At 64.3% G+C, this 12633-nt stretch carries 12 protein-coding genes and 1 tRNA gene; 2 read left to right on the top strand and 11 right to left on the bottom strand.

The window, feature by feature from the left end; all coding sequences use genetic code 11:
- Positions 1-196: 196 nt before the first annotated feature.
- From MVF76_RS04955 to MVF76_RS04920, 8 genes are all read right to left on the bottom strand, one after another.
- Positions 197-4036 (bottom strand): FAD/FMN-binding oxidoreductase, encoded by a 3840-nt coding sequence (locus MVF76_RS04955; RefSeq protein WP_297527687.1) that lies wholly within the window; start codon positions 4034-4036, stop codon positions 197-199.
- A gap of 514 nt (positions 4037-4550) precedes the next feature.
- On the bottom strand, positions 4551-5570 hold the full coding sequence (locus tag MVF76_RS04950) for a porin (RefSeq protein WP_297527686.1): 1020 nt from the start codon (positions 5568-5570) through the stop codon (positions 4551-4553).
- Positions 5571-5927: 357 nt separating this feature from the next.
- A complete protein-coding gene (locus MVF76_RS04945; protein ID WP_297527685.1) occupies positions 5928-6677 on the bottom strand; it encodes a VPLPA-CTERM sorting domain-containing protein in 750 nt (249 codons plus the stop codon).
- Positions 6678-6964: 287 nt separating this feature from the next.
- Positions 6965-7038: transfer RNA gene (locus tag MVF76_RS04940), tRNA-Gln, on the bottom strand.
- 37 nt (positions 7039-7075) lie between these two features.
- Positions 7076-7285, bottom strand: coding sequence for a four helix bundle protein (locus tag MVF76_RS04935; protein WP_297527684.1), 210 nt, complete (start codon positions 7283-7285; stop codon positions 7076-7078).
- Between the two features lie 166 nt (positions 7286-7451).
- Positions 7452-7844, bottom strand: coding sequence for a 30S ribosomal protein S9 (rpsI, locus tag MVF76_RS04930; RefSeq protein WP_297527683.1), 393 nt, complete (start codon positions 7842-7844; stop codon positions 7452-7454).
- A 49-nt stretch (positions 7845-7893) separates the two neighbouring features.
- Positions 7894-8322, bottom strand: a complete 429-nt coding sequence (rplM, locus tag MVF76_RS04925) for a 50S ribosomal protein L13 (RefSeq protein WP_297527682.1) — start codon at positions 8320-8322, stop codon at positions 7894-7896.
- Between the two features lie 283 nt (positions 8323-8605).
- A complete protein-coding gene (locus tag MVF76_RS04920; protein ID WP_297527681.1) occupies positions 8606-8911 on the bottom strand; it encodes a (2Fe-2S) ferredoxin domain-containing protein in 306 nt (101 codons plus the stop codon).
- A 104-nt stretch (positions 8912-9015) separates the two neighbouring features.
- Here MVF76_RS04920 and coq7 point away from each other — a divergent pair, with 104 nt between their 5' ends.
- Positions 9016-9660, top strand: a complete 645-nt coding sequence (gene coq7 / locus MVF76_RS04915) for a 2-polyprenyl-3-methyl-6-methoxy-1,4-benzoquinone monooxygenase (protein WP_297527680.1) — start codon at positions 9016-9018, stop codon at positions 9658-9660.
- A 24-nt stretch (positions 9661-9684) separates the two neighbouring features.
- On the opposite strand, the gene speD is transcribed toward coq7, so the two are convergent.
- The 3 genes from speD to MVF76_RS04900 form a co-directional block, all read right to left on the bottom strand.
- On the bottom strand, positions 9685-10509 hold the full coding sequence (gene speD, locus MVF76_RS04910; RefSeq protein ID WP_297527679.1) for an adenosylmethionine decarboxylase: 825 nt from the start codon (positions 10507-10509) through the stop codon (positions 9685-9687).
- A 39-nt stretch (positions 10510-10548) separates the two neighbouring features.
- Positions 10549-10956, bottom strand: coding sequence for a VOC family protein (locus MVF76_RS04905; protein WP_297527678.1), 408 nt, complete (start codon positions 10954-10956; stop codon positions 10549-10551).
- 167 nt (positions 10957-11123) lie between these two features.
- The gene (locus MVF76_RS04900) at positions 11124-11543 is read right to left on the bottom strand and encodes an OsmC family protein (RefSeq protein WP_297527677.1); all 420 of its coding nucleotides are present in this window, start codon (positions 11541-11543) and stop codon (positions 11124-11126) included.
- A gap of 126 nt (positions 11544-11669) precedes the next feature.
- On the opposite strand from MVF76_RS04900, the gene crp reads away from it, so the two are divergent.
- The gene (crp, locus tag MVF76_RS04895; protein ID WP_297527676.1) at positions 11670-12308 is read left to right on the top strand and encodes a cAMP-activated global transcriptional regulator CRP; all 639 of its coding nucleotides are present in this window, start codon (positions 11670-11672) and stop codon (positions 12306-12308) included.
- Positions 12309-12633 lie beyond the last annotated feature (325 nt).

Here is a 12633-nt window from a genome sequence, read left to right as displayed (position 1 = left end):
CTGCATTGGGAGGCGATTGATGGGCACGCTTCGCTTTGCCCATCCTACCCGCCTCCACCGGCAGGATGGGCAAAGGCCCGAAGGGCCGTGCCCATCGATCCGTTACCCCTCGTGCGGACCCGCCACGTTCGTTGGTTCTGGATCGGGAGGCCTTCGCTTTGGCCATCCTACCCGGCTGTCCGGCGATCCGGGCGCGTCAGAGCAGCACCCGCTCGATGCCACCCGCGCGCACGGCGTCGATGAACCGCGCCTGCCAGTCCTCGCCGAGCCTGTGCCGGGCCAGCTCGACCACGATGTAGTCGGTCTCCAGGCCCGTGTCATCGGCATAGCGTGACAGGCCCTGCTGGCAGGCGGGACAGCTCGTGAGCAGGCGCACCCTGCCGTCGCGGGCGCGATCCTCGCCGGTGAGCGAACGGATGCCGGCCTGCAGCTCCTCCTGCTTGCGGAAGCGGATCTGGGTGGCGATGTCGGGCCGGCTCACGGCCAGGGTGCCGGCCTCGCCGCAACAGCGGTCGGAGAGCTGCACCGGCTCGCCGAGCAGGCGACTGGCGACATCCATCGGCGCGTGGGTCTTCATGGGCGTGTGGCAGGGATCGTGATACAGGTACTGCACGCCTTCTACGCCGTCGAGCTTCACGCCCTTCTCCATCAGGTATTCATGGATGTCGAGCAACCGGCAGCCGGGAAAGATCTTCTCGAACTCATAATCGAGCAACTGGTCCATGCAGGTACCGCAGGAGACGATGACAGTGCGGATGTCCATGTAGTTGAGGGTGTTCGCCACCCGGTGGAACAGCACCCGGTTGTCGGTGGTGATCCTGCGCCCCTTGTCGCCCTGCCCGCCCGCGGTCTGCGGATAGCCGCAGCACAGGTAACCCGGCGGCAGCACCGTCTGCGCACCGACCTCGTGCAGCATGGCCAGGGTCGCCAGCCCGATCTGGCTGAACAGGCGCTCGGAACCACAGCCGGGGAAGTAGAACACCGCGTCCGATTCCTCGCTGACCTTTGCCGGATCGCGCAGGATGGGCACCATGCGACTGTCCTCCAGGCCGAGCAGCGCGCGCATGGTCTGCTGCGGCATCTTGTCCGGCAGCGGCTTGCGCACGAAGTTCACCACCTGCTCGCGCACCGGCATGCGGCCGGTGGTGGCGGCCGGCAGCGCCTTCGGCTTCATCAGCGGCAGCCGGCGCGCAAACCGCCAGGCCGCGCGCTGGGCACGATAGCCCCATTCGATCATCGCCTTGCGCATGATGCGGACGGTGCGCGGGTCGGTGATGTTGAGGAAGGTCATGGCCGCCCAGGTCGCCGGCGAGCTGCGCTTCTGGCCACGGCTGCGCAGGATGTTGCGCATGCGCACGGTGACATCGCCGAAGTCGATGTTCACCGGGCAGGGCGCCAGGCACTTGTGGCAGATGGTGCAGTGGTCGGCGATATCGTTGAGTTCGTCGAAATGGCGGGTGGAGATGCCGCGCCGGGTCTGTTCCTCGTAGAGGAAGGCCTCGATCATCAGCCCGGTGGCCAGGATCTTGTTGCGCGGCGAATAGAGCAGGTTGGCGCGCGGGATGTGGGTGTTGCAGACCGGCTTGCACTTGCCGCAGCGCAGGCAGTTGCGCACGTCGTCGTTGAGATCGCCGAGCTCGCTTTCCTCCAGCAGCAGCGCCTCCTGCTGCACCAGCCGCAGCGAAGGGGTGTAGGCATTGTCCAGCCCGGAACCCTTGCGCAGCTTGCCGCGATTGAAACGGTCTTCGGGATCGACGCGGCGCTTGTAGGCCTCGAAGGCCTCGATGGCCTCGGGTTCAAGGTACTGGATCTTGGTCAGACCGATGCCGTGTTCGCCGGAGATGACACCGTTCAGCGAGCGCGCCAGCGCCATGATGCGATCGACGATACGCTCGGCCTCGTGCAGCATGGCATAGTCGTTGGAATTGACCGGGATGTTGGTGTGCACGTTGCCGTCGCCGGCATGCATGTGGGTGGCGACGAACAGGCGGCTGGAACGGATCTCGCCATGGATGGCATCCAGCCGCTGCACCACCGGCTCCCACTCGCGCCCGGCGAAGATCTCCTTCAGCGGCCGCTCGACCTCGCGCCGGTAGGAGATGCGCAGGTCGCGCCGCAGCAGCAGGTTCACCAGCCGGTCGCCGGGACGGATGCAATCGCGCACCGCTTCCGGCAACTGCTCGCGCAGGGCCTCCGCGGGCTCGTCGAGGCGATCGAGCAGCATCTGCCAGTACTCGCGCCGGGCTTCGAGATGCGCCACCGCGGCCTCGATCTTGGCCCGGTCGATGGCCCGGCTCTCCTCGCTCTCGGGTTCGTCGGGCGAACGCAGCTCCGGCAGCTCGCCGCGCAGGTAGTCGAGCACAGTGGCGATCATGTCCAGCTTGTTGCGCGTGGAATACTCGATATTGATGCGCTCGATGCCTTCCTCGTAGTCGGCCAGGCGCTCCAGCGGGATGACCACGTCCTCGTTGATCTTGAAGGCATTGGTGTGCGCGGCAATGGCGGCAGTGCGCGCGCGGTCGGCCCAGAACCGGCGCCGTGCCTCGGGACTGACGGCAATGAAGCCCTCGGCGCCACGGGCGTTGGCCATGCGCACCACCTGCGAGGCGGCCTCGGCCACGGCAGCCTCGTCGTCGCCGGAGATGTCGGCCAGCAGCACCATCTTGGGCCACTCGCGGCGCGGCGCCTTGGTGCTGTAGTCGACGGCGCGGACGTAGCGCTCGTCCAGATGCTCCAGCCCGGACAGCACCACGTCGGGATGCGCATCCAGGTAGTCCTTGGTCTCGACGATGGCCGGCACCGCGGCGCGCAGGTCGCTGCCGAAGAACTCGAGACAGACGGTGCGGGTGAACCTCGGCATGCGGTACAGCACGAAACGCGCGGAGGTGATGATGCCGTCGCAGCCTTCCTTCTGCACGCCGGGCAGGCCGCGCAGGAACTTGTCGGTCACGTCCTTGCCCAGGCCCTCCTTGCGCAGCGCCCGGCCGGGCATTTCCAGGATCTCGGGTTCGCCCTCGGGGGTGACGCCGTCGGCCTGGTAGCGGGTGATGCGGAAGCGCACCCGCGCCTGTTCGTGGATCTTGCCCAGGTTGTGGTCGAGCCGCTCCACCTCCAGCCAGCGGGCATCGGGCGTGACCATGCGCCAGGACACCAGGTTATCCAGCGTGGTGCCCCACATCACCGCCTTCTTGCCGCCGGCGTTCATGGCCACGTTGCCGCCGATGGTGGAGGCGTCCTGCGAGGTGGGATCGACCGCGAACACGAAGCCGGCAGCCTCGGCGCGCTCGGACACGCGGCGGGTGACAACACCCGCGCCGGCGCGGATGGTGGCCACCGGCTCGGCCACGCCGGGCAGGCTGCGCTTCTCGACCGCGCCCAGCGCCTCCAGCTTTTCGGTGTTGATGACCACCGACTCGCCATCCAGCGGTACGGCGCTGCCGGTATAGCCGGTGCCGCCGCCGCGGGGGATGATGGACAGGCCCAGCTCCAGGCAGGCGGCGACCAGCTCACGCACCTCCTCCTCGCGGTCGGGCGTGACCACCACGAAGGGCATCTCCACGCGCCAGTCGGTGGCGTCGGTGGCATGGGAGACCCGCGCCAGCCCCCCGAAGTCGATGTTGTCGCGGCGGGTGATGCGCGACAGCCGCCTGAGCACCCGGCGACGCAGCTCGCGCATGCGTGGGAACTGCGCCTCGAAGCGCTGCACTGCCTCGCGCGCCCGCGCCGCCAGGGCCAGCGCCTTGTCGTTGCCCTCCGCACGGGCAACGATCTGGTCCAGGCGGTGGTTCAGGGCATGGATCAGGGAGGCCAGGCGACGGGCGTTGTCCAGCAGGTCGTCCTGGATGTAGGGGTTGCGGTCCACCACCCACATGTCGCCCAGCACCTCGAACAGCATGCGCGCGGAGCGCCCCGTCCTCCGTTCGCCGCGCAGCTCGTTGAGCAGGTCCCACATGGGCGCGCCGAGATAGCGGATGACGATCTCGCGATCCGAAAAGGAGGTGTAGTTGTAGGGGATTTCGCGGATGCGCGACAGCATGGTGCGGGCCTGCCCGGAAACGAGGGGCTATTCTAGCAAAAGCGGCGGGCGGGTTTGATCGGGAATAACGGGGAAAAGAGCGCCACGGAAGCCACTGAACCCACGGAAAGGAACCCTGGTGCGTGAAATGGCCCGAATGAAGCGAAGTGAGATGCGAAGTTTCCGCATTGCCCCGTTGTGTCCCTTTCCGTACGGGCTATCCTGTGGCCAGTCTCAGAATTGTCTGAACATGGAAGTCCTGTGAATTTGTAGGATGGGCAAAGGCCGGAAGGGCCGTGCCCATCATGGCGGTCACGGGATGCTGATGGGCACGTCGCTGCGCGCCTTTGCCCATCCTACCGGGTCCGCCACGATCAGACAGAGCGTGTTCAGACAATTATGGGACTCCTGATACCCTTCCGTGGATTCAGTGGCTTCCGTGACGCTCTTTCAGCAACGCAGGCCGACGGGGCACAACAAAAGAAAACGGGGCCCGAAGGCCCCGTTCCAAGGTCCGTCGATCGTCGAGACGATCTCAGAACTTGTGCTTGATGCCGATGGTGACGTTGTCGATCTCGCCACTGGCGTCATAGTCCTGGTTGTTGTAACCGGCATAGATCATGGTGCGCTTGCTGAAGCTGTGTGCGCCGGCGAGCGTCCAGGTATCATACTCGGTGTTGGCAGCGCTGCTGTCGTCGTCACCCTGGCCATAGGCGAAGTACAGCATGTTGCTGCCCATGGTGTAGGTGCCACCGATGTGCCAGACGTCGGCCCCGTCCACGGTTCCGCCGCTCTTCTGGGAGATCAGGCCGCCGTCGTTCTCGTACTGGGCGAAGACCTTGGCGTCACCGAAGGCATAGGAGCCACCGATCTTCCAGGCGTCGTCCTTGCCGCCGCGGTCGTTGGTCAGGTACGAGCCGTAGACCAGCGCCGGGCCGTTCTTGTAGACGCCGGTGATACCCCAGGGGTTGTCGTTCTCGCCGTCGGCCTCGGAGCCGTCGAACACATAGTCGACGATGACCTTGAAGCCGTTCAGGTTCGGCGAGTCATAGCGGACGTGGTTGGTCATACGGCCCTGGCCTTCCTCGCCGGCGCCGGAATGCAGGTTGGACTGCAGGCCCATGTCACGCGCCTGGACCACGGTGCGATACAGGGGGTCGATCATGGCGCCGGTGCTCTTGTAGCCGGAGCTGATGGAACCGAACTTGACCTCGCCGAAGTTGCCGGCCAGGCCGATCCACTGATCGCGGTCGGTGATGGCTCCCCGCTCAACGGTGGTATCGGCATCATTATTGACCCGATTACGATTGTTCATGTCGTACTGGAAGTCCAGCTTGAACTTGACCTTCAGGCCGTTGCCCAGGTCCTCGGTGCCCTTGAAGCCGACCGAGCAGGTGGTGCAGCGCAGGTTGATGTCGTCGCCGCCGCCGTCGACGTCCCAGGCCAGGATCGACTGGTCGATGTGGCCGAAGATGGTGGTGCCGGCATTTGCGCCGAATGCCATGGTGCCGGCCAGTGCGCCGGCGATTGCGGTGGAGAGAAGCTTCTTGTCCATTTGTAAATCCCCTTATCCAAATATCAGGACTGGTTTCGAGAACCGGAGCTACCCTACCCCAGTTCTGACGGGCATGCAACAGGTTTTCTCAAAAAAACCACAGCCACTGCTTACTGTTGTTCTGATACAACACCGAGGGCTTGTGCCACGTCCCCGCGAAATCGGCAGGCATCCCAGGATATTGAGTTTACGGAGATCGGAATATTTTATGATGAAATAGAAATTCTCATGGGAAAGGTGCCGAGACACACGCAAGCGTCGCCAGGGCGCAACAGAGGAGCCGCCAGGACAGGGCCTCGAAAAGAACAACGGCGGCCAGGGGCCGCCGTCCGGATTCCGGGGACAGGAAGGCTGCCGTCAGCGCCGGCGGGCAACACCGACCAGGCCGGCGAGACCGGCGCCGAACAGCCAGAGGGCGCCGGGGAGGGGCACCACGGCCGTGGTCGCCACGGACACCGTGATTTCGCTGCCCACGGCCTTCTTCTGGATCATGGCGCTTTCGCCGGAGACGGTACTGATGGCCGTAAGGGTGTTCTGCAAGGTCAGGCCAACGTGATCGCGGCCATCCCAGGTCGGCGTCGTGAGGTCGAAACCGCCCTGACCGGTCCAGTTGTGAAGGTTGCCGTCGGCGATGGTGAGATCGCCGGAGATGGCCAGGGTGGCGGTCTCCTCGGTACCGAAAAACGGGGTCGGATCGAACCAGTCGAATACCCGCAACCAGCCATCGACGTCCACGCCGGTACCCGTGCCACCCACCATCCTGTAGTCGCCGATCTCGCCCACATTGATGGCGTCGAGGACATAGCCGGGCTTGGCGACAACCTGAATGGTACCGGTTGCACTGGTGACGACCGTGCCCTGGGCATCGGTGGACTCGGCCTTGAAGCTGGTCGGGGTCACGAAGACATTGTCGCCCGAGACCTGCAGGGTGCCGAACAGGGGGTCGACGTTTGCGGGATCATAGACGAAGCAGACGGTGGAACCTTCGAGCACGGTCAGCCCGCTGCCGCCGTAGGGGTCACAGACCGCCGCAAGAGCGGTCGCGGGGGCCAGCACGATTGCCGCGGCCAGCAGCCGCGCCGGCGCGGATACCTGGGCATTCTCCATGGTCAACTCCTCCTGCCTGTTTGTTATGTTCGGCATCCTCGCTTCTTTTTCTGGATTGACTCCAGATGCCGATGCCCCGATGCTAGCAGGCGACATGCCCCGCTGCAACTGACACCAACTGCCCGCTCGGGACGGCAACCGGACGATTCGAGCCCTGCCCGGGTAAAGGAAATCAGGATACCTCGGTTGCGGGCCGCCTCCCTCCGGTCGGGTGTCGAACCTGGCTAGCTTCTCACCCCTCGACCTCCAGCCAACAAAAAGCCCCGCCATGTGGCGGGGCCTTTTATTGGCTGGGGGACTAGGATTCGAACCTAGATTGACGGAGTCAGAGTCCGCTGTCCTGCCGTTAGACGATCCCCCAATAATCATGCGCTGCGCGGCGCATGAAGATACAAGATTCAGGATGCAAGATACAAGTGTCGGCTCCCTGCGTCCGCATCCGCCCGGCTGACGCTCTCGATCAGGCCGTGCAGCATACGCGACAACTGCCAGGCTTCGGCAATCAGGCGCTTTCCGTGTGCCGGCTGAATGGAGCCGATTCGATTGCCAATATAGCGCTGGGTACGCAGTTCGCCGCAGGAACCCTTCGCCATTCGCAGAAAACGCATGAATTCGCGCTTCGAATCGCGCTCGCAGCCCTCGGCTATATATTTGGTTGTGAAGGTACGGACAACGCGGATCGCGTCACCTGATCCTTGAAGCCCGCATCCCTGGCAACGACTTGTATCTTGTCTCTTGTATCCTGCAACTGGCCGCGCGAAGCGCAGCCGCGGATCAGCGCTTGCTGAACTGGGTGGCGCGACGTGCCTTGCGCAGGCCGACCTTCTTGCGCTCGACCTCGCGGGCGTCGCGGGTGACGAAGCCGGCCCGGCGCAGCGCCGGCCGCAGCGACTCGTCGTGCTTGATCAGGGCGCGGGTGATGCCGTGACGAATGGCACCGGCCTGGCCGCTCATGCCGCCGCCGGTGACGGTGACATGAATGTCGAAGGCGTCATTCAGTTCCGTGGTATCCAGCGGCTGACGCACGACCATGCGTGCGGTCTCGCGGCCGAAGTACTCGTCCAGCGGGCGCTTGTTGACCATGATGTTGCCGCTGCCCTTGCGGAGAAAGACCCGGGCCGTGGAGGTCTTGCGACGGCCGGTGGCGTAAACCTGTTCCTGAGCCATGAGCTGTTCCGATTCGTGATCTATATGGAATGTTCTATGAATGCCGCGCTCAGATGTCCAGCGGCCTGGGCTGCTGGGCCTGATGCCGATGCTCGGGGCCGGCGTAGACCTTGAGCTTGCGGTACATGGCGCGGCCCAGCGGGTTCTTGGGCAGCATGCCCTTGACCGCATTCTCGATGATCCGCTCCGGCGCCTTGGCGCGCAGCTTGCCGAGGCTGATGGACTTGAGGTTGCCGATGTACCCGGTGTGATGGTGGTACATCTTGTCCTGTTCCTTGCGGCCCGTCACGGCGACCTTGTCGGCGTTGACGATAATGATGTAGTCACCGGTGTCCACGTGCGGCGTGTACTCGGCCTTGTGCTTGCCGCGCAGTCGGCGCGCAACCTCGGCGGCCAGGCGACCCAGGGTCTTGCCCGTCGCATCCACGACGTACCAGTCGCGCTTCACGGTTTCCGGCTTGGCGCTGAAAGTCTTCATGTCGAGCCTGCTCCACAGACCATCGTTCGGAAAGGTGCGGAATACTACAGAATGCGCCCGCAAGATACAAGCGCCTGCCGCTTCAACGGCTTTTGGCGGCAACGGGAAACAGGCAAAAAAAAGCGCGGCGCCAGAGGGAGGGTTGCCGCGCTCAATAACCACCAAAGGAGGATGGAGGAGTACCGACTTGCCGGCTATGAGGGGGGACCCGGCAAATCAGTATGTAAGCATGTTCTTATATTAATTCCCGGTTGTCAACCCCTGTCGACGAAAAAATTTCGGGCTAGATCTTCAGGCGTTCCACCGGGCGGCCATGGACCAGGTGCTCGTCAATGATTTCGTCGATATCTTCCTGATCCACATAGGAATACCAGACACCCTCCGGATAGACCACAAGTACCGGACCCTCGCCGCAGCGGTCCAGGCAGCCGGCAGTGTTGACGCGCACGCCGCCCGGCCCGGCGATGCCCAGCGCCTTGGTCCGCGCCTTGGCATGATCGCGCATGGCCCGGGCATCGAATCGCTGGCAGCAGGGACGGCCGTCCTCGCGGAGGTTGGTGCAGAAGAAGACGTGGTGCTTGTAGTACATGAGAGACAAGATACAAGATGCCAGAGACAAGTAAATACCGCTCTCACGCCTCACCCAGCAAGACCCTTGCCCCCCGATTTCCCCCTCCTGTATCGTCGCCTCCCATGAGCGAGCGCAGCTACACCCCCTTCGACCACCTGATCGCCAACTTCGACCAGGCCCTGCGCACGCTGTTCGGCCGTCCCCTGGTCACCGAGCGCCCCTACCCCGCCGAGGACATCCCGGAAGCGGAACTGTCCGAGGCGGAGCGCACCGAGGCGGCGCGACTGATGCGGGTCAACCACACCGGCGAGGTGTGCGCCCAGGCGCTCTACCAGGGCCAGGCGCTGACGGCGCGGCTGGATGCGGTGCGCGACAGCATGGAGCGGGCCGCGCAGGAGGAGAACGATCATCTGGACTGGTGCGAACGGCGGGTTCAGGAACTGGGCAGCCGCACCAGCCTGCTCAATCCCCCCTTCTACCTCGGCGCCTTCACCCTGGGCGCGCTGGCCGGTGCCGCGGGCGACAAGTGGAGCCTGGGCTTCGTGGCCGAGACCGAGCGCCAGGTGGTGGAACACCTGGATGGACACCTGCGTCGGCTGCCGCCGCAGGACGCGCGCAGCCGCGCGATCCTGGAACAGATGAAGATCGACGAGGCCCATCACGGCACCACCGCGTTGGAGGCCGGCGGCGCCCCGCTGCCCGCGCCGGTGCGCGCGTTGATGCGGCTCGGCTCGAAGGTGATGACGGGGACGGCCTACTGGACCTGAGCCGCGCCCGGCCGGGCCGCGCGCCTACTTCCAGCCCTTGAAGCCCTTCATGTTGCGGCCGTAGAAGATCTCGTACATCTCGCGCTGCAGGCGCGAGCGGATCTCCCTTTCCTCTGCGGCGCTCAGCTCGTCGACACCGGTTCCGAACAGGTAGTTGTCCAGATCGAACTCCTTGAGAATCATCTTGGTGTGAAAGATGTTCTCCTGATAGACGTTGACGTCGACCATCTGGTAGCGGTCACGGGTGCCGCGGTCGAGGAAGTTCTGGATGGAAGTGATCTTGTGGTCGATGAAGTGCTTCTTGCCGCGGACGTCGCGGGTGAAGCCGCGCACCCGGTAGTCGATGGTGACGATGTCCGACTCGAAGGAGTGGATGAGAAAGTTCAGGGCACGCAGCGGTGAAATGCGCCCGCAGGTGGACACGTCGATGTCGGCGCGAAAGGTACTGATGCCGTTGTCCGGGTGACTCTCCGGATAGGTGTGCACCGTGATGTGGCTCTTGTCCAGATGTGCCACCACGGCATCGGGCAGGGGGCCGGGCCGCTCGCTGGTGGAGAGTTCCTCCTCGGACAGTACCGGTTCCTCGGAAATGAGCATGGTCACGCTCGCGCCCTGGGGGTCGTAGTCCTGGTGGGCGATATTGAGAATGTTCGCCCCGATGATGTGGGACACCTCGGTCAGGATCTGGGTCAGCCGCTCGGCGTTGTAGGCCTCGTCGATGTACTCGATGTACTCGGAACGCTGCCTGCGCGTCTTGGCATAACAGATGTCGTAGATGTTGAAGCTGAGTGTCTTGGTCAGGTTGTTGAAGCCGTGCAGCTTCAGCTTCTTCATCGAGGATCGGACCATGGCACCCCACTCCGAACGAGCGAACGGGAAAGCGGCCGATTATCCCACATTTCCGGCAATCGGAGGATGGTGGATCAATTGCACCAGGTTGCCCTCGGGGTCCTCGCAGTAGAAGCTGCGGGCGCCATCCCGGTGAGTGCGCGGGGCGACGCGGATGGTCACCCCCTGGCCGACCAGGAAATCGTGCCAGGCATCCACCGCCGCCGCGTCGGGCAGGATGAAACCCAGGTGATCCAGCACCGTCTCCGGCCCACGCGGGCGGTCGGCGGCGCGCCGATGCAGGGCCAGGTTGTCCTGGCCGGCCGTGGTCAGATAGATGTTGTCGGGGTCGGGATGCCACTCCACCTCCATGCCCAGCAGATCGACATAGAATCGGGTACAGGCCTCGACATCGTCGACGTGCAGGGCCAGGTGGCGGAGACCGAGGGTTCGGCCGGGTCGTTGCATGGGAACCTCCGCGTGATAATGGAATCAGGAGAATACCCGCTCGCAGGCCTTTTGCCAGCCGCTTTTCGTTCAGCGCCGGCAAGGCGCCATGATCGCCTTCGTCGCAGGGCATGAGCCGGCCCGTCGAAACGCGCCTGCGCTGACGAGACCGCGGCCAGGCTCCGCGCTCATTCCGCCTCGCGGATTTCGTAGTCGTGGCTGATCTCGGCGGCCTTGCCGAGCATGATGGACGCCGAGCAGTACTTCTCGGCCGAGAGCGCCACCGCACGCGCGACCTGCTTCTCCGACAACCCCTTGCCCGTGACGATGAAGTGCACATGGATGCGGGTGAACACCTTCGGCGGCTCGGCCGCGCGCTCGGCCTCCAGCTCGACCACGCAATCGGTCACCGGCTGGCGCTGGCGGCCGAGGATGTAGACCACGTCGAAGGCGGTACAGCCGCCCATGCCCAGCAGCAGCATCTCCATCGGCCGCACGCCCAGATCGCGACCGCCGCTGTCGGGCGGGCCGTCCATGACCACGGCATGGCCGCTCCCCGATTCACCGATGAAGGTCGCCTGCTCGACCCATTTCACTCTTGCTCGCATGCCATCTCCCTCGCCGGGGTGTGCCAACTTTTTGTGAAGCCTATCACAGATCGGCTGCCACCCCCGGCCGGTTCGGCCTAGAATATGGTAAAGGATTCACGGCATTCTGCCGCTTAGAAGGACGCTATGGAAACCAGACTGCCCAAGGGCACCGGCAATCCCTCGATCGATCGTTTTCTCGAGCACTGCCACCGCCGCAAGTATCCGAGCAAGAGTGTCATCATCTACGCCGGTGACGCCCCGGACGTGCTCTACTACATCATCTCCGGCTCGGTCAGCGTGCTCATCGAGGACGAGAACGGCCACGAGATCGTGCTCGCCTATCTCAACAAGGGCGACTTCTTCGGCGAAATGGGCCTGTTCGGCGAGAATGCCACCCGCAGCGCCTGGGTGCGCGCCCGCAGCGAATGCGAGGTCGCCGAGATCAGCTACGCGAAGTTCCGCCAGCTCGCCCACGAGGACCCGGAAATCCTGTTCGCCCTGTCCACCCAGATGGCGGCCCGCCTGCGCACCACCAGCCGCAAGGTCTCCGACCTCGCCTTCCTGGACGTGACCGGCCGCGTGGCCCGCACCCTGCTCGACCTGTGCAAGCAGCCCGATGCCATGACCCACCCCGACGGCATGCAGATCCGCATCACCCGCCAGGAGATCGGCCGCATCGTCGGCTGCTCGCGGGAGATGGTCGGGCGGGTGCTGAAGAACCTGGAGGAACAGGGCCTCATCACCGCCCGTGGCAAGACCATCGTCGTCTTCGGCACGCGCTGAATCGCGAACAGCGAAGAGCGCCACGGACGGCACGGAAAACACGGACGCTTCTGTTCAAGCCAGCCTTTCGGCTACCAACGCAGCACGCGTAGGATGGGCAAAGCGCAGCGTGCCTATCGAGCTGTCGTGTCCTTGAACGAAGAGGCCGCAAAGACGCCGAGTACACGGAGTGGTGCCTTGCGTGTTACACGATCGACATCCGTAATGGTATGGACTCCCCCTCCCCTAAACGGCATCGATGTGCCAGATTGGTAGTGATTAAGTCCAATCGAACAGAGGAGGAAGAGTCCATGAGCGAGATTACCCGAGTTGGCGTAGATTTGGC

This window comes from Thiohalobacter sp., from assembly GCF_027000115.1.
Classification (GTDB): Bacteria; Pseudomonadota; Gammaproteobacteria; order Thiohalobacterales; family Thiohalobacteraceae; genus JALTON01.
The sequence above is the reverse complement of the archived record's forward strand: the minus strand, read 5'-3'. Positions and strand labels throughout refer to the sequence as shown.

Coding starts and splice junctions, on each gene's coding strand:
- MVF76_RS04955 (WP_297527687.1), bottom strand. CDS start 4,036: ATGCTGTCGCGCATCCGCGAAATCCCCTACAACTACACCTCCTTTTCG.
- MVF76_RS04950 (WP_297527686.1), bottom strand. CDS start 5,570: ATGGACAAGAAGCTTCTCTCCACCGCAATCGCCGGCGCACTGGCCGGC.
- MVF76_RS04945 (WP_297527685.1), bottom strand. CDS start 6,677: ATGGAGAATGCCCAGGTATCCGCGCCGGCGCGGCTGCTGGCCGCGGCA.
- MVF76_RS04935 (WP_297527684.1), bottom strand. CDS start 7,285: ATGCGTTTTCTGCGAATGGCGAAGGGTTCCTGCGGCGAACTGCGTACC.
- rpsI (WP_297527683.1), bottom strand. CDS start 7,844: ATGGCTCAGGAACAGGTTTACGCCACCGGCCGTCGCAAGACCTCCACG.
- rplM (WP_297527682.1), bottom strand. CDS start 8,322: ATGAAGACTTTCAGCGCCAAGCCGGAAACCGTGAAGCGCGACTGGTAC.
- MVF76_RS04920 (WP_297527681.1), bottom strand. CDS start 8,911: ATGTACTACAAGCACCACGTCTTCTTCTGCACCAACCTCCGCGAGGAC.
- coq7 (WP_297527680.1), top strand. CDS start 9,016: ATGAGCGAGCGCAGCTACACCCCCTTCGACCACCTGATCGCCAACTTC.
- speD (WP_297527679.1), bottom strand. CDS start 10,509: ATGGTCCGATCCTCGATGAAGAAGCTGAAGCTGCACGGCTTCAACAAC.
- MVF76_RS04905 (WP_297527678.1), bottom strand. CDS start 10,956: ATGCAACGACCCGGCCGAACCCTCGGTCTCCGCCACCTGGCCCTGCAC.
- MVF76_RS04900 (WP_297527677.1), bottom strand. CDS start 11,543: ATGCGAGCAAGAGTGAAATGGGTCGAGCAGGCGACCTTCATCGGTGAA.
- crp (WP_297527676.1), top strand. CDS start 11,670: ATGGAAACCAGACTGCCCAAGGGCACCGGCAATCCCTCGATCGATCGT.